We start from the raw sequence: 17,215 nt of genomic DNA on the forward strand, positions 1-17,215 counted from the left end.
CGATGAGTAGAATGAACAGGCTGTTTCCGGACCTGAATTCGTTCAAAGACAGCTTGCTCCAGTGGGGCAGCTGGACGGGCGATTATACTTGGCTCTGTGACAATTCAACACGGGTGTCACAACGACTGCATGAGCTGGGAATTACCCGGTATATGAATGTAGTTATGATGATGCGGAACTCCCCGGCAATGCTTAGTGCAATTCTTGGAGCACTTGCTTGCGATGGAGTTGTTGTTCCTCTCTATCACAACACGCCGGCGCGTTCATTCGAGTTCATCATTCACGAAACGCAGCCCTTCGCTGTTATATTTGACCGGAGTTGCATCGATAAAGAAGTGCTTACGCTTCTCAGAAACAAAGGGCATGCGGTACTTTGTATCGACTTCAGCGAAGGAAGCGGGCAACTGGCCATTGAGGAGATAGCTTCTCCGGCCGGCAGCTTGGCGCCAAGATTGATGGATGAGGATGTATGTGAAATATTGTTCACCTCAGGCTCAACAGGTACTCCCAAAGGTGTGCTGCTCACAGAGGACAATGTTAAGCATTGCGCCACCAGTGTACACACTTATCTGGAATTACAGTCAACCGACAAAGTTCTCTTGACCAAACCTTTGGCTCACTCATCCGGTATGAATTCCGAATTGTTTGCCGCGTTATCGGTTGGAGCTTCTATTGTAATTGAACCTGAAGTGCTGGTTCTTTCCCGGCTGATCAGAGTAATCAGGAATTATGGAGTCACTGTTTTTTTTACGGTTCCTACATTGCTTGAACTGATAAGGAAAGCGGGGCTATTGCCCCGGTTCAGGGAGACGGAATTGCGGATTATTCACTTTTACGGTGCTCCGGCCGGTCAATCTCTTATCCAGGCTTTGATATCTGAAATTCCCCAGGCAGAGATTATTTATGGTTATGGAATATCGGAAGCGGCCTCGCGGGTCACATATATCAAGACAAGAGAGCTGGGTCTTCTCACTGGCTCTTCTGGCAAGCCTATCGCAGGAGTGCAAGTGGATATTCAGAGGCCGGATGGAACATCCGCCGAAGCCGGCGAAACCGGTGAGGTTGCTATAGCGGGTCCAACATTGATGAAAGGTTACTTGTCCGAAACAACCGCAGCGCCATTCCGCGCAGGCTGGCTGCTCACCGGGGATATTGGCTGGTTGGACAACGACGGTTATTTGTTTCTTTGCGGGCGTAAAGATGACATGATTATCAAGGCCGGGCTTAATATATATCCAACCGAGATCGAAGAGGTCTTATTGGAGCACGATGATGTTCATCTGGCTTTGGTTAAGGAAGAAAGCGATCACTTGGGAGGCAGCAGAATAGCCGCCTATATAGAAGCTTGCTCTGGACGAATATTGTCCACTGCAGATTTAGTCCGTCATTGCCGGTTAAGACTGGATCATCGCAAAGTGCCGGCGGCCTTTTATTTTGTGGACAAGCTGGAGCGGGGGTTAACCGGTAAAATCAACCGAAAGGGAAGTGGGGGCAATGGCGAAGAGATCCGTCCAGCAAGAAGTCTGGAAGTTAATCAAGGAGATTAAACCCGAAATGGATTTACCCGATTCAGCGGCTCCTGATACGGATCTGATGAACAGTCTAGGATTCGATTCCATTCAGTTAATCCAGCTGATAGTGAACTTAGAGACAGCGCTGGATTTTGAATTTGAAGACCAGGATATGTCGATGGAACACTTTTTGAAATTGGAAGATTTAGTTCATTTGGTAGAGCAACGGATCACAGAACAAACCACATTATAAAAACCCCGGAGGTAATAGACATGATTTCGTACATTTTAGAAGGACCCAAAAATATGATACCGGTGGATGCTGAAATTCCGGAGCCGTCCCCGTATGAAGTCCGCATCAAAATAGCTTATACCGGTGTATGCGCTTCGGATATTTCCATCTATCTCGGTAAACGATCGCCGGAAATGTATACGGAAGGCCCAGTATTGCTTGGTCATGAGCCTTCGGGAGTTATAGACAAGATAGGGAGCATGGTCACTGGGTTAAGGGTTGGTGACCGTGTTACCTGTATAGGTGTCTGGGGCTGTTTCTCCGAATATGTAGTCACCGAGCCGATGAATGTGTTAAAGCTGCACCCTGATCTTTCTTTGGTTGACAGCTCTATAGTTGAAGTTTTGCCGAGTATAGCGATGACTGCCATGAAAACGGGAATTACGGAATCAAGCGATGTTCTGATCTATGGACAAGGTTTGACCGGACTGATCATGACCCGTCTGGTCCGGTTCTTCGGTTGTAAAAAACTGATCGTTGCCGATCTATATGAAGAAAAGCTGCGGATTGCCAAAGAATTCGGTGCAACTTACTTCATTAATGCTTCTACCGAAAATATGACGGAGCGGATCAAAGAAATTGTTCCTGAAGGCGTTGATATTGCCATTATTGCCACGCGGGACGGCAATGATGTAGAGAAAGCTATCGATTGGACCAGAATAAGAGGGAAGATCGTTAACTTTGGCGGAATTGGCCCCTGCGACGGATTTGACTACTTTAAACTGCACAGAAAGGGACTTTCTGTGGTTAAAGAAAGTATGAATATTTCAGGTGTATTCGAGCACCGCAAACTGTGGCGTGACGCGATGGAGCTGGTAGCGGACGGGATTCTGCCGACACCGCGCCTTCGAACGCATATTTTTCCTATGGATCAATTACAACAAGCTCTCGATTTACGTGCAGAATGCAGTGCCGGTGCGATTCATGTATTGATGGAGAATGAGTGGGCGCGCGAGAAAAGGCTCAACGGAGAATTATTCTAAGCCTTAATGACAGGGGGATCGGAATGGATCAGCATAAAGGGAATATGATCGCAACTTATAGTGGCAGCCGTCAAAGCAACATTGTTAAAGCCGGGAGCACCAAAGGATTTATGAATCTTGGATATGAACGCTATTCCCTTGAAAAGACAAGCTCCAGACAGAAGCAAATCCAAATGGTTGACCATATTTTCGAATTGCTTAAACCGGGAGCAAATGAAGATATCGCAGATGTGGGCTGTGGTATCGGCGGGGCTATGACCAGGCTTCTAAGTACATTTTCCGTCAAATCCGTGACCGGTTTCAATATTGATCCGCTGCAGCTTGAAGCGTGCCGAAGCCTGCTGGAAGAACATCGCGTCGTGCAGCGAGCCCATTTGAACGAAGTCAACCTGGAAGAGGAAGGCCTTAGGGGACAACTCTTTGACAAGATATACGGCATAGAAATTTTGACCCATATCCGTAACAAAGAGAAATTTCTACATCATTTATACAATGGAATCAAACCTGGCGGCAGACTGGTTTTGGCTTACACCACATTGGCAAGGCCGTTTCATGAATTCCGGGATGAAGATCAGGAGTTTATGCTGAAGATCGGAGAGTACTTCAAAGAGACGCCGGAGGACTTTCTGACGGAAAAGGATTATAAAGAATTGCTAAATGACGTAGGCTTCCGCGAAGAAAAGACAATAAATGTTTCGGATCATGTCTTCCCGCACCGGCACGCCCATATGGCTAAAACCTATGCGCAGCTGAATTCCAAGAACCGGATTGTCAAAACCGTGAGTTCGTATTATTGGAAGAACAAAGAACGGTGCGATATCGATTATCTGAATACGTTCCTTAAAGATCAAATAGCGAAGCATCAATGCAGGATGTACGAGTATTATTTGACCGCTTGGAGGAAATAAACGACGAATGTCGCCGGGATAACCGCATAAGTCGAAAAGTAAGGAGGTTTCGTAATGGACATGGATTTACTCTTAATATCTCCTCCGTATTGGGATTTTTACTCTCCCTTTCTGGCTTTGCCGAGTTTGAGCGGATTTCTGCGTTCCAAAGGATTCGCTGTACGGCAGCTTGATTTGAATATTGTTCATTTCAACCGGATGATCGATAAGCAGGGGGACGCCATTCTTAAAGAACTGCAAAATGATCATGTTTATGACGGTCTGGACACTGCATATAAAAATGTGTTCAAAGCAAACGACGCAAAAGAGTTTACCAGAAAGAGCGCCTTTATACAGCCGGGACAATTAAGCGGACAATTTCTCAAGAAAAATTTCTATCAATTTACATTGGATGAAATTAATTTTTTGGATGGCATATTTCATTATATTTATTTTAATCAGCTGTACAAAAAGAACTATTGGGATAAATTAGCAGAGTTTGAGCTGGACAGTATTATGGAGGAGGTTAGCAGCGAGCTGTTGACGGACACCTTGCTTGGCAACGAATGCATGACGTTGATTCAGCAAGGGCTTCGGCTGATCGGATTTTCCAGTACCAGCTTTGATCAGTTCATTGTTTCCTGCATTTACGCCAGAATGATTAAAAGGATACACCCTGAGGTAAAGATTATATTTGGCGGCAGCTACATCCCTGTGCTTGTGAAGACGGTGCGCCCTGACAAACAGAAAAAGATCTTCGATTTATGTGATTATATAGTTAACGGAGAAGGAGAAACCGCCCTGGAATTAATTATTCAGTACACCTCCAAGGGACAAGGCGAATTAGCGGACATTCCTAATCTTTGCTTTATGGACTCTTCGGGACAGGTTGTTCATAATGCGGCTAAATTCGAAAATTTTCAACAGCTGCCGGAACCTGACTTCAACGATTTGGATTTTGAATTATACTTGATGCCTGAAATTATGCTTCCCTATCAGAGCTCACGCGGTTGTTTTTGGGGCCACTGTACATTTTGCGACCATGATGCCAATTACCGGTATAATTTTAGAAGCAAAACTGCTGAGACGGTTGTAGAAAATTTAGCTGCTTTGAAGAAAAAATATAACAACCAACATATACAATTTGTCGATGAAGCAATTAAACCGGAGAAACTGAAGGAAATTGTAGCGGAGATGGAAGCACGTGAATTGAACTCGCTGGATTGGATGTATTACTCCCGGATCAGCGGGGAATATACCGATGATCTTGTACAGAGGGCGAGAGCTTTAGGTTGCCGGCTTGTTTTGTTTGGTGTTGAAACGTTTAATTTGCGGCTTATAAAAATGATCCGTAAAGGCATTTCCGAGAAAAATATATCCAAGAATTTAAGCATGTTTAGTAAATTTGGCATTAAGAATATAATATGGATGATTTGTGGATTTCCTTCACAAAGGGAAGAAGAGATATGGTATGATATTGATAAACTTAAGGAAAATTCACCCAATTTAAAGGGGGTTTTCGCCGGTTTGTACCGCTTGGAACGCAACTGCGATATGTACAGTGCACCGGGAAAATTCAATATCATCGATTCTGACCCGGATAATCCGTACATCTTCAAATCGCATTACAACGGCGAACTGATCGATCAAAACCAAATCTTCTCTCTTTACAAACAGGAGTATGCTCCGCTTGTGAGTGAGCTTTCCCGCTCACACAACAGGTATATTATCTATTTTCGCCAGGAGGAGCAGGATGAGCCATTGGAAAGGGGCTTATCCAAATGAATGTAGCGCTCTGGCATTATACCAATGAGAATGACAAATCTACGTATATGCCTCTTGGAATTCGTTATCTTAAATCTTATGCCGAACAATATTGTGAACAACATCACAATGTTACGATAATCGAACGGCTTCACGAGTTGACGGATGATGTGGATGTTGTGGCTATATCCTGCATGTCGCAAGACTTTGAACTTTTAAAGGAGCAGTTACAGGAGATTCGGAAACGGGTGCGGGACATTGTTCTGGGGGGATATCATATCTCCTTAATGCCGGAAACGCTTCCGGAGGAAATTGCTGTTGGCGTAAGATTTGAAGGCGAAGAAACCTTCAGAGAGATTCTGGATATTAGAGCCAGGAACGGTTCCTTGTTGCCCGAGTACTTAAGTGATGTCAAGGGAATTGTATACCGCAATAAAGGAAACGTGCAGATCAATCCCTTGCGTGAGCCGATCAAGAAAATGGAAACGATCCCTTTTCCCGACCGAACCTCTTTAATGAAACCGTGGTGGCAAAAGAAACAAAACCTGTTTTCCTCACGGGGTTGCCCTTTTAAATGTGTATTCTGCTCTTCCACCAATTTCTGGAGCCGGTTTAGAAGATTCGGGGCAGAATATGTGGTTGACGAGATTTGCGCCATCTTAAGAGACTTCCCGGACACTCAGGAAATCACTTTCGTGGATGATTTGTTTACCGCTGACCGAAAACGGCTGCGTAACATTATCAGCCTGATGGAAGAACGCAATATTCTGGGAAAGTTGCTGATCAACATCTCTATCCGCGCAGATCAGGTAGATGATGAAATGTGCCAGCTGCTTAAGGCGCTGAATGCCAATTTCATTTATTTCGGTATGGAGTCTGCGAGCCCCCGTATTCTGAATTACCTCAAGAAAGGCACTTTAACCGTGCCTCAGATACAGCATGCGCTTGATTTACTTTACCGGAACGGCATTCCCATCAGTGCCTCAATCATTGTCGGTTCTCCCGGGGAGACTGAAGAAGATCTGCGGATGACCTATGATTTTGTTGTCAGGAATATGCGTGAAGGAAAGCTGAATGAAGTGGCTGCGAACATCTTGTCTCCAATGCCCGGTACGGAGTTGTGGGAGGAGGGCAAGACAAGGGGGATCATTCAGGAGCCTGTAGAGTGGAGCCGTATGCTTTATTATGGATATACGCATACCGAGAAGTTCTATAACAGGCCCTTTCAGGAATGGGTCAAACTAAGAAGTCAGAACGACAGCTTTTATTTGAATGATGAGATGTCTCAGCACCGGCTTTATGAAATTATGCTGGAATACGATGTGCAGATCAAAAAGATATTTGTTGGACGGATCTACCGGAAATATCGGGATCTGATCGAAAATATTTTTGCGCAGCTCCAGCCGGGCCGGAAATTGATTGTGTATCACGTGAATGAAATTTCTTATACTCTGGTCCATCTCCTAAGAGAACAGAACTTTGAGGTCTCCTATGTAATAACGGATGATGATGAGATGAACTATACGTATCTGTCTGATGTACCGGTGCTTCAATCCGGACAATGGTCCCGAATTGAGGACGGCCACATTGTAATCAGCTGCAGTGAGAAAGACTCCGTTGAAGTACAACGCCTTACAGAGAAAAAAAGGCTGGACCTAATCAATTTAACGGCAGAAACACTCCGGGTAGGAGGGGGAAGGATTGTTGAAGCAGAGCGGAAATAAGGCGGGGTCTTCCTGGAGAGTACTCACCTCCCTGTTGCAAATCAACAGAAAATTGTGGCCACAATATGTATTTTTAATCATTTGTATTATTTTGGCCGCTGGCATTGATGTGGCGGGAACTGAAGCGTTCAGACGCATGATTTCGGCCGCCACCGACAGTAATATGGGTGCTCTGCGTGAGTCTTTATTGCTGGCTGGAGGGGTTATAGCCGGAACTGTAGTTCTAGGGTCCTGTGCTTCCCTGCTCACGGAATTTGTAAATTACAGATCTTCGGTGCATCTGGAATCTTTAATGGTTCAAAAATTACTTCATATGAATATTGCCTCCCATAGAAATTACCACTCCGGAGATCTGGTGAAGAGGGTAAGCGACAATGCACGCAACGGCCAAATTGCACTGAACAATAATCTGATGGACGGGTTCCGGGTATTTGCCGTCATTGTTCTGAATCTGGTGTATTTGAGCGCTATTAATATCCTGTTTACCGTAAGCTGCCTTGTTGTCGCACTGCTTCTTCCCTTCGCTCTAAAATACTTGTCCCGAAAATTAAATGTCATTTACGGGCATAAGCTCGATGCCGAATCAGCGCTGAATGCATTCACGCAGGAGTGTATTGACGGCGCCGAGGTGGTCCGTACTACCTCTCTGGGGGAGCGGACCGATTCAATCTTCCACAGCAAATATGCGGAATTCATGAAGTGGACCAAAAAGGGGATCTGGTTCGAGTCGCTAACGAATCAGGTGAACTTTTTTATCCGAATCGGCGGCATGATCTTCATCATTGGCTACGGCGGTGTTCTCGTCAAGCAGGAGATCATTGGTGTCAGCAGCGTTGTAGCCTTTATTCTCGTATTCTGGAGAATGCTTAATCCGATATCCAATGCTATGGTGATGTGGCCCAGAGTTCAGAATTCGTTAAGCCAATTGTCCCGTGCTTTGGAGATTCTTGAAATGGAGGAAGAACGCGGTATACATAATGGTAATGAAATGTCCCGGAACAGCAGTGAACCGACGATGGTACAGTTCTCCAATGTAAGCTTTGCTTATTCGCCCGGTAGAGTTGCGCTCGACACCATTTCTTTTACGGTGAAAGCAGGCACTGTTACGGCAATCGTTGGCCCAAGCGGAAGCGGAAAAAGTACAATACTTCAGTTACTTCTCGGGTTTCTGCAACCGGCGTCAGGAGAGATCAGGATTGGTTCCGCACTGCAGGCAGAGCGTGATGTTTTGCAATGGCGAAGTGATATTTCGTATATCAGCCAGGAAATGTATGTGTTCTCCGGGACCTTCTTTGAGAATATTGCTTTGGGTAAGCTTGATGCTACCTTGACAGAGGTTATGAATGCAGCCCAAAAAGTAAACATGCACGATATGATCATGAGTACGCCTGAAGGCTATGGTACCTTGATCGGTGAAGGCGGGCTGACACTCTCCGGCGGAGAATGCCAGCGAATCTCCATTGCCCGGGCTCTGCTGAAGCAGGCCTCCCTTTTTGTGATGGATGAACCTACCTCTGCGCTGGATGGAGAGAATGAGGCGGCTATCTTCCGGGAATTTAAGAACATGATTAAGGATAAGACGCTAATTATTGTCAGCCATAAGCCGTTGCGGTTGGAGCAGGTGGACCAATACTTGTATCTGGACCATGGACAGATTGTGGAACAGGGAACTTATGAGCAGTTGATTGCCCGGAAGGGCAAATACTACAACTTGCTAAACGGATATGAAGAGGAGCATGATATCGCATGAAGCATAAAGGAGCCTCCATCTTCTTGAGAGTATTCACTTATGTGAAGAACGGCAATAATCTGCTTCTGTTTGGCCTGATTTTATTGATGGTTGATGTCGCTTTTAATATCGGCATAGCCAAGGTTCAGCAGTCCTTTTTGGATGTTCTGAATCAAGGGGATTTCAAGCGGTTATCCTTCTATCTGATTGTGTTTTCCATCTGCTTCTTGCTTGCGATGCTTCTTACCTTTGTGGGCTATTTCTTCAGAGAATATTCTTTTTCTATGCTGACAAGAAATTTCCAGTTTGACACCTTCTCCATGCTAAACAAGTTGCCTTATGAAGAGCTCAAGGGACGGCATTCCGGGGATCTAATATCCCGCGCCTCCTATGATGTCCAAGACTGCTGCAGACATTTAAAAGACGGGCTCTTCGGGATTTTTGAGAACGCACTGCAGTTTGCTGTTGCTTTGACCTATTTGTGCTTTATCAATTTTCCGCTGGCCGTTGCAGTGGCCATTACGGGCGTCCTTATCTTTTTTTGCAGCAGTATATTTAATCCCAAAATCCGGAAAATATCTTCAGAAATATATAACAAGGAGTCTGATATCAAGAATTTAATTAAAGAAATGGCGCAAGGAATTTCTGTCGTAAAAGCTTACGGGCTGCAAAGCTATTTCGGGGAGAAATATGCAAAGTATAGAAGGGATACTTATCGGTTATACAGGAAAAGCATACTCACCAATGTGTTTATGCAGCAACTGCTGAATATTATGAGGGAATCGGTCTGGATCATAGGTGTATTTCTGATCTGTCTTTCCGCAATAAACGGAGAAATGACGGTTGGCCTTGTGCTTACCTTCACGTTGCTGATGAGTCAGGTTTTGTGGCCGTTTGTAATTATCGCAGATCGCTGGAGAACACTGAATAACAGCTACGGTTCTGCATATCGGGCACTGGATCTTGCCGCCTTCGGACAAAATTCGCAATCGGAGAAGATAGAAGTCACAAATCCATTATTGCCTCCCGCAGAAGACATTGCCGTCCTATTGCGCAATGTATCGTTTAAGCCGGACAAAAGCGTCGAAGAGCCGCTGTTTGAGTCTTTTGATCTTGAGATCCGCCGAGGGGAAAAGGTAGCCATCGTTGGGGCAAGCGGTTCAGGGAAGAGCTCCCTGCTGAAATTGATAACCGGTCTTTACCGGCATGACAGCGGACTAATAACGATTTTTGATAAGCAGGTTGACGGAACTTCTGAAGTAAAGGACTTTTATTCCTATGTTCCGCAGCATAATTACCTGTTTACGGGAACAATTAGCGAGAATATATCCTTCGGAGCAATTTCCTTTGATGATGACCATATCAAACGCGCTGCTGAGGCAGCCAATGCGGATGAGTTCATTTCCCGGCTTGAGCAGGGGTACCACACTCCCGTAAAAGAGGGGGGAGCTACACTATCCGGCGGACAAAAACAGCGGATTGCCATTGCAAGGGCAATGTTAAAGAATGCCCCGTTGCTTATTTTGGATGAAGCTACATCTTCTTTGGATCGCCGGAATGCGATGAAAATTCAACGCTTACTGGAAAGCTTGCCATCAGAAATAACGTGTATTTTTGTGACGCATTCCCCTGCTTCCCTGTCCTTTGTAGATCGGATTGTCATACTGGAGAAGGGGCGGATAGCAGCCTCGGGAAGTCTTGAAGAATTAACACAGCGAAATCTTCTTTATCAGGAGTTATTTGACTCCGCCGAAGTATGAATGAAATCTAATTATTTGCGCCATTATGGAGGGGAATAATAATGAGAACCAAGCTAGACGAGCTGTCTTTTGAGGCAAAGAAAGCTATACTACAGGCGGAGAGTCTTGCCGAACTGAATGAGTTGCGGGTGAAATATTTCGGCAAGAAAGGACTCATCACCGAGATTTCCAAAAACATGAACACCCTCAGTTCGGAAGACAGACCCATAATCGGCATGATGGTTAATTCGGTAAGAGAATCTATAAAAGATCAGCTGAACGAGAAATCGAAAGAAATTGAGCAGGGAATACTAAAAGAACAATTGGCCAAGGAAACTATTGATGTTACGCTGCCGGGAAATCCGGCTCCTATAGGCTCGGTTCATCCGCTCAGCAAGGTTACGCAGGAGCTTGAGGATATTTTTATCGGCATGGGCTATTCCGTCGAGGAAGGCCCGGAAGTAGAAAGGGATTACTATAACTTTGAAGCCCTGAATCTTCCTAAGGATCATCCGGCGCGGGATATGCAGGATACATTCTATATTACGGAAGAGATTTTGCTGCGATCCCATACTTCCCCGGTGCAGATAAGAACTATGGAGCGAATGAAAGGTCAGGTTCCGGTTAAAATCATTTGCCCGGGGAAAGTATACCGCCGCGACGATGATGTCACCCATTCCCATCTGTTCACACAGATTGAGGGGTTGGTGATTGACCGCCATATCAGAATGAGCGACCTGAAGGGAACCCTGCTTCAATTTGTGCAGAAGATGTTTGGGACTCAAACGCAAATCCGGTTGCGGCCCAGTTATTTTCCGTTCACGGAGCCCAGTGCGGAAGTGGATATATCCTGTATGTTCTGCGGTCAGGCAGGGTGCAGAATTTGCAAAAACAGCGGGTGGATCGAAGTGCTTGGCTCAGGAATGGTCCATCCGAATGTATTGGAAATGTCAGGATACGATTCAACCCAATACAGCGGGTTTGCATTTGGGATCGGTGTAGAGCGGATAGGGATGCTTAAATATGGTGTGAACGATATCCGCAACTTCTACACCAATGATTTACGGTTATTGACACAATTTAATCATATATAACCCGTCGTTTATTTCCGGCATATCATTATAGTTAAAGGGGAATAAAGATGAAAGTATCCACTACTTGGTTATCCGAATATATAGATTTGAGAGGATATACAGGCGAAGAACTGGCAGAACAATTAACCGCCCATGGAATTGAAGTAGACAGTGTGCTGTCAGCTGCTGAACTTTACGGACAGGAGTCTTCGCTTCAAGAGACGGAGGATAACATTCTCGACCTGGATCTTACACCCAACCGTTCGGATTGCCTCAGTATCATCGGCACGGCATATGAAATGGGGGCAGTGCTGGGAAGATATATGGATAGCAACAGTCTGAACCGTTACAACGTGTCCTCCTATAATTATTCACCTCTGAATTTATTCTCGGTTAATAACGAGGCGGAGCAGGATTGTAAGTGTTATGCACTCGCATTAATAGAGAATGTTCAGATAGGGCCTTCTCCGCTATGGATTCAGCAGCGCTTGTCCGCTTTGGGAGTTGCACCGGTCAATAATGTGGTTGATTATGCCAACTATATTATGCTTGAATGCGGTCAACCTATTAATATATATGATGCGGATCAATTTTCCGGCGCCCAGATACAGATCCGGTTTGCCGATGAAGAAAACATCATGACTGCAGATGGTCTGGAAAGGACAGTCGATTCCACGGCCCTGCTTATTTCAGACGGACGGAAGCCTGCTTCCATTGCCGGTATTTCCAATGCAGCCGACTATGAAATCTCACCGGGTACCCATAGAATATTGATAGAATCCGCCCACTTCTCAGGAAGTGTCACTCGTAAGACCTCCAGGAAGCTTGGGTTGCGCAATGAAAAGACTGTCCGCTTTGAAAAAGAAATTAATTTGGAGATGATTCTTCCTGCCCTGTTGCGGGTCTCGGAGCTGATCGTCGCTGCTTCACCTGGGGCTAAACTGTCCGGTGTCTCACATTGGCAGTATGCACCTATTGAACACAAGACCATCAAAGTGAGCCAAGAAAAGATCAATCGCTATCTGGGTACTGAAATATCCGGAGAACAAATTGAAGCAATTCTGGAATATCTCCATTTTCCATTTGAGATTCCGGAGAATTCTGTCTATCTCATCTCCGTTCCTAAGCGACGGGGGGATATTACCCAGGAGGTCGATATCATCGAGGAAATCGCCAGATTGTACGGCTATGAGCATATTCCTGTGTCTCTGGTACAGGGCGTAACAACACCAGGAAGATTAACGAATGAACAGCGGATCCGGCGCAGCATCAGACATATTCTAATTCAAAGCGGGTTTAATGAGACGATCACATATTCTTTGACTCACCCTAAGCATTTCAATATGATCCCTGTAAACCCGCTGTATCCACAAGCCGTCTTTTTGAACAATCCCATGACAGAAGACCGCTCCATGCTGCGGATGAGTCTATTGCCTCACCTTCTGGAGACAGCGTCGTTCAACTTGAAATATGGTACAGAGAACATTGCTATATTCGAAATTGGTAATATCTATTGCAGTAATGAGCCCGTTTTAACGCAGCTGCCGCAGGAGTTCCCCTGCCTGGGGATGTTGCTCACGGGGAAAAGGACCCACCCCCACTGGAATTGCCCAGCCCAACCAGTATCTTACTATGACATAAAGGGAACTGTCGAGAAGATGCTGAACTATCTGGGGATTGAAAGCTATTCCTTTGAAGGGGCCCAAATCCAAGGTCTTCATCCCGGGCGGACAGCAAGCATTTACTTAAAGGATAACGACGGTAATCCAATTTACGTTGGTTATGCAGCACAGCTGCATCCGGATGTCCAGAAACAATATGACCTTAAGGAAACCTTTGTGCTGGAGCTTTCTCTCAAGCCTATCTATCGACTAACCGATTTTGGAATATCCGCTCAATCGGCACCGAAGTATCCTTCGGTCCAAAGGGATATCGCGGTAGTGGTGCATGCCCATGTTTACGCCGCTGCAATGATTGCCGGCATCAAATCATCCGCAGGAGAATGGTTGGAAGATGTGTCTATTTTTGATGTCTATTCCAGTGGCAGTCTGGCCCAGACAGGCCAGAAGAGCATTGCCTTCTCACTTGTGTTCCGTCATCCGGACCGGACGCTTACGGATGATGATATCTATCCGGTATATGAACGAGTGGTGAATACATTAAAAGAACAATTCGCTGCCGAATTAAGACAATAAAGGGCGGAATGCGATGTTAACAAGAAATGGTGCCGATAAGCAGGAAAGAAATGTTCTCGGTCATATTCGTCCCCTATATAGCTCCTATACACTGGATTATGTCAATTGTCTGGAGAATCCCATAGGTCTCGCAGTAGAAGGAATCCGGCCGCAGTACGGAGCTCTCTTCTATATCGGCCTGAAGCTCTTTAGAGCCTACAACCATCATCTAAAGGCCGAAGGGGAGTCATTTCAATTTTACATGGGTCAGGCGCTGGCTGCCTGCGGGTTACAGTTGCATTTTTTAAACGGGATAGAGAATTTGGTTTCTGCGGTGAAAGCGGAAATCGACCGGAGAAATCCTGTTTTTGTTTTTGGGAATTTAAAGGAATTATATTATTCCAATCATTATAAAACCTCGGATTGGATGCATAATTTTCTTATCAAAGGATACGACGTTCATAAGAAGTTGTTCATGGTGATTGACGGATGTCAGAAGAAAAACGAGGAACATATCTACGAGGAGTTTGTAATCCCCTTTGAAATTATGGACCAGCTGAATGCTTCTTTCATCGAAACATACGGTCATTCTTGTGTCTTCTCCATCATCAAATCAGATAATCCGCCACCGGGGCGAATTGAACTTTTATTGGACTATATTGATTTTATGTCTACGCAGCTGGCAACACAGCCATATAAAGAGCTTGAAATGATGAAGAACGGTGTCGGTGGGGAGGCCCCTTCGATCAATTCGCTCAGTTTGCCGTTATTCGAAATTATTAAGAACAAGGATGTTCTATACTCGGAAATTATACGGGTTATGCTCGAAAGCTGCGTTGCTGAAGCAACCGTTAAAGAGCTCAATGATCACAAAGCTGCAATGTTAGCCCAGGGATATTTACTCATCAATAATTATGTCGTCAGCCAAACGCGGGGAAAATATTTTGATATTGAGGACAAAGCCGAATCATTTATCCAAGCGGACGGTGTACTGAGAGAATCGCTGATGCGGATCATTTCAGATTTGCGAGAGGAATTGCAAAGGTATGATGAGCAAAAGGAGACGCTGCTGGCGTTCGAAAACAATGCTGATCAAATTATTTCGCAAGCCAACGAAAAGCTAATCTTTAATTTTAAAGGAGATAAGCTGTATAACTGCTGGATCACAGATGAATCTCCAAAGGCAGTGCATCAGCAAACAGAGAAGCTGGCTAAAGATTTTTGGTTCTCGGCGGATATCGAATGCTCATCTATGAGCAGCGAGGTTTTTTTTCACGCCGGACTAATCTTCAGAACAGCCACCGGGGATTTATACTTTTGGGGAATCATGAACAATGAGTCGGTAGTCCTTGGGAAAACAGGTGAATTTCAGGAGTTGTTTATTTCCGAGCTCTATGCCCAGCCTCTTACATTAAGCATTAGAATGGAGAAGAATGGTTACCTATTCGAACTGCATTCCGCACAGTCGCGTAAAAGTGTGGAATTCAAGGCTTCTGAAATTGGACAAATTGTCCAAATTGGACTAGGGTGCAAAACATGGAATCGGCCTGAGCCATTGACCATCGAATTTAATCATTGCGGATTTGTTACGCAATCGAGCATTTGAACAGGTGTCTGCAAAAATGCTCCCCTTATAAAGCGGAATTATATACCGCTACATAAGGGGAGCATGTTAACTTGTGGATCATTTATCTCCGCTATTTCAGCGTAATTGCAATCCGCTCTTCCTTCGGCAGCCATTCCACCGTTGCCCCCAGCTTCTCGCTGATGAAGCGCAGCGGCAGGTACAGGACTCCATTTACGGTAAAAGGCTTGTTCGTCAGCGTCACAGCTTGACCATTTAATGTGGTCTGGCCGCTCTTGGCGTTGACACTGATTTTAAGTGCCGGAAGGCTGGGATCGGTGCGCGTGACGGTCGCCAGCTTGCTCGTTCCGTCAAAGCCGATTTCGGCCCCAAGCTTGTCGAAAAGCGAGCGGAGCGGGACGAAATTTTGGCCGTTCCGTGTAATGACTCCGGCGGTAAAGGGCACATTCTCCCCATTCAGGGATACGGCGACCGGTTTCTGTACAGGGACAGGAGTATCATGCATAAATTCATAATCCCCATATCCAAGCTCTGAATTTTTGTTCACGCCCCAGCCCCACAAGCTGCCATCCTTCTTTTGCATAATCATATGCCTTCCGCCGTTCTTGATCTTACTAATATCCGAGGCGAGCAGCACAAAGCTTGGATTTGCCGGCATGGCATCCCGGGCAACGGATGTGGAATAGACCTTGTTGTCAAGCGTCTGGACGATTAGAGAATGCTCGACAACAAAAGCATCCTTGACGTTCTGGATGCTGGTTATAAGAACGGGATCGGGATGATCCGCGTATACCCAGCCGTCTGAATAACCGGTTACCGTACCGCCCCAGAACCACAGCCGGGACTGATTGTCGATGGCCAGAGTGGATCTCAGATCGTGTTTAATGGTTTTGATATGGGTTAACGCGGTAAATTTGGCGGCAGCAGAAGCGCTTGCCGGAGGATTCTCTTCTTCAAAGGTGGCAGGCCAAGTCCATACTGTCCCGTCTTTTTGCAAGGCATAGTTCTCCGCAATTTGCACAATATCATGCAGGTTCTGAATAGGCTCGAACGCTTGCAGCTCCCCGTTGTCTCTCCAGACTGTTCCGTCTTTCTTCAGAAACAAGTGCCGGTATTCAATTAAGTCCGAACGGTTCTCGGTATACATTTCAATGTCCGCCACATTGTCTATGCCTGTCACTGGAGCGAAGGTTACCTCACTTTGAGACTGTGAATCGTCCGAATTAACTTTCGTGTACACCGCTCCGCCGTCATCTGCGACAAGTGTGTTATTCCAGACGAGAACATCCTGGATGGAGCTTAATCCGCGGACCTGCTTGACTGATATCACCGGAGTATAATAATCGTTACTCCATTGCTTGATCGTCTGATCCCCCATTACTACCAGTCCTCCCGGATAGGAACCGGTGGCACCGGTCAGCTCCGGAATTTGTGTGGGGACGGATTGGTTGTAATCCCAGATCCAGAAGCTGCCGTCCGTTTTGGTCAGCCAGTCCGTTCCGAAGGAAGCAATCGTTGATGAAGAAGCGGCCGTGTCCGAACCTGCTGCAGATGCATTCGAAACCAGGCTAAGTCCAAGCAATGTGCTGAAGATGATCGTCCATTTTTTCATAGAGCACCTCTGTTTCCTTTGGTTTGTAAGATTAAAGAGTACGGAATTGAACCATTATCTTACATGTAGACGCTTCTAAACCCCGAAAGGTTTCTCCACAATTAAAACGCTCATAAACAGCTTCCCTGTGATACAATAGTTT

At 45.6% G+C, this 17,215-nt stretch carries 12 protein-coding genes; 11 read left to right on the top strand and 1 reads right to left on the bottom strand.

Annotated elements, in window-relative coordinates; translation table 11 throughout:
- The first annotated feature begins 2 nt into the window (after positions 1–2).
- Genes BLQ82_RS00920 through BLQ82_RS00970 form a run of 11 tightly spaced genes read left to right on the top strand, consistent with a single transcriptional unit; the run spans position 3 to position 15,482 of the window.
- Entirely contained in the window at positions 3–1,547 is a 1,545-nt protein-coding gene (locus BLQ82_RS00920) for a class I adenylate-forming enzyme family protein (protein WP_062526512.1), read from the top strand.
- 7 nt (positions 1,548–1,554) lie between these two features.
- The gene (locus BLQ82_RS00925) at positions 1,555–1,764 is read left to right on the top strand and encodes an acyl carrier protein (RefSeq protein WP_025705610.1); all 210 of its coding nucleotides are present in this window, start codon (positions 1,555–1,557) and stop codon (positions 1,762–1,764) included.
- Positions 1,765–1,784: 20 nt separating this feature from the next.
- Positions 1,785–2,786: a zinc-dependent alcohol dehydrogenase gene (locus tag BLQ82_RS00930; protein WP_060860042.1), complete on the top strand. Its 1,002-nt coding sequence runs from the start codon at positions 1,785–1,787 to the stop codon at positions 2,784–2,786.
- Between the two features lie 23 nt (positions 2,787–2,809).
- Positions 2,810–3,694 (top strand): SAM-dependent methyltransferase, encoded by an 885-nt coding sequence (locus BLQ82_RS00935; protein WP_062526514.1) that lies wholly within the window; start codon positions 2,810–2,812, stop codon positions 3,692–3,694.
- A gap of 54 nt (positions 3,695–3,748) precedes the next feature.
- On the top strand, positions 3,749–5,458 hold the full coding sequence (locus BLQ82_RS00940; RefSeq protein WP_062526515.1) for a B12-binding domain-containing radical SAM protein: 1,710 nt from the start codon (positions 3,749–3,751) through the stop codon (positions 5,456–5,458).
- On the top strand, positions 5,455–7,161 hold the full coding sequence (locus BLQ82_RS00945; protein ID WP_062526517.1) for a B12-binding domain-containing radical SAM protein: 1,707 nt from the start codon (positions 5,455–5,457) through the stop codon (positions 7,159–7,161). Before BLQ82_RS00940 ends, BLQ82_RS00945 begins: the two co-directional genes overlap by 4 nt.
- Positions 7,139–8,911, top strand: coding sequence for an ABC transporter ATP-binding protein (locus BLQ82_RS00950; protein ID WP_062526520.1), 1,773 nt, complete (start codon positions 7,139–7,141; stop codon positions 8,909–8,911). The genes BLQ82_RS00945 and BLQ82_RS00950 overlap by 23 nt, the downstream gene beginning before the upstream one ends.
- Positions 8,908–10,650 (top strand): ABC transporter ATP-binding protein, encoded by a 1,743-nt coding sequence (locus tag BLQ82_RS00955; protein WP_062526522.1) that lies wholly within the window; start codon positions 8,908–8,910, stop codon positions 10,648–10,650. The genes BLQ82_RS00950 and BLQ82_RS00955 overlap by 4 nt, the downstream gene beginning before the upstream one ends.
- A gap of 41 nt (positions 10,651–10,691) precedes the next feature.
- A complete protein-coding gene (pheS, locus tag BLQ82_RS00960; protein WP_062526524.1) occupies positions 10,692–11,723 on the top strand; it encodes a phenylalanine--tRNA ligase subunit alpha in 1,032 nt (343 codons plus the stop codon).
- 47 nt (positions 11,724–11,770) lie between these two features.
- A complete protein-coding gene (gene pheT / locus BLQ82_RS00965; protein ID WP_062526526.1) occupies positions 11,771–13,897 on the top strand; it encodes a phenylalanine--tRNA ligase subunit beta in 2,127 nt (708 codons plus the stop codon).
- A gap of 13 nt (positions 13,898–13,910) precedes the next feature.
- Positions 13,911–15,482, top strand: a complete 1,572-nt coding sequence (locus BLQ82_RS00970; protein WP_062526528.1) for a hypothetical protein — start codon at positions 13,911–13,913, stop codon at positions 15,480–15,482.
- Positions 15,483–15,573: 91 nt separating this feature from the next.
- Here BLQ82_RS00970 and BLQ82_RS00975 read toward each other — a convergent pair whose 3' ends face one another.
- Positions 15,574–17,073, bottom strand: a complete 1,500-nt coding sequence (locus tag BLQ82_RS00975; RefSeq protein ID WP_062526531.1) for a stalk domain-containing protein — start codon at positions 17,071–17,073, stop codon at positions 15,574–15,576.
- Positions 17,074–17,215: the final 142 nt, after the last annotated feature.

Source organism: Paenibacillus jilunlii, assembly GCF_900102965.1.
GTDB classification, from domain to species: domain Bacteria; phylum Bacillota; class Bacilli; order Paenibacillales; family Paenibacillaceae; genus Paenibacillus_AQ; species Paenibacillus_AQ jilunlii.

Coding starts and splice junctions, on each gene's coding strand:
- BLQ82_RS00920 (WP_062526512.1), top strand. CDS start 3: ATGAGTAGAATGAACAGGCTGTTTCCGGACCTGAATTCGTTCAAAGAC.
- BLQ82_RS00925 (WP_025705610.1), top strand. CDS start 1,555: ATGGATTTACCCGATTCAGCGGCTCCTGATACGGATCTGATGAACAGT.
- BLQ82_RS00930 (WP_060860042.1), top strand. CDS start 1,785: ATGATTTCGTACATTTTAGAAGGACCCAAAAATATGATACCGGTGGAT.
- BLQ82_RS00935 (WP_062526514.1), top strand. CDS start 2,810: ATGGATCAGCATAAAGGGAATATGATCGCAACTTATAGTGGCAGCCGT.
- BLQ82_RS00940 (WP_062526515.1), top strand. CDS start 3,749: ATGGACATGGATTTACTCTTAATATCTCCTCCGTATTGGGATTTTTAC.
- BLQ82_RS00945 (WP_062526517.1), top strand. CDS start 5,455: ATGAATGTAGCGCTCTGGCATTATACCAATGAGAATGACAAATCTACG.
- BLQ82_RS00955 (WP_062526522.1), top strand. CDS start 8,908: ATGAAGCATAAAGGAGCCTCCATCTTCTTGAGAGTATTCACTTATGTG.
- pheS (WP_062526524.1), top strand. CDS start 10,692: ATGAGAACCAAGCTAGACGAGCTGTCTTTTGAGGCAAAGAAAGCTATA.
- pheT (WP_062526526.1), top strand. CDS start 11,771: ATGAAAGTATCCACTACTTGGTTATCCGAATATATAGATTTGAGAGGA.
- BLQ82_RS00970 (WP_062526528.1), top strand. CDS start 13,911: ATGTTAACAAGAAATGGTGCCGATAAGCAGGAAAGAAATGTTCTCGGT.
- BLQ82_RS00975 (WP_062526531.1), bottom strand. CDS start 17,073: ATGAAAAAATGGACGATCATCTTCAGCACATTGCTTGGACTTAGCCTG.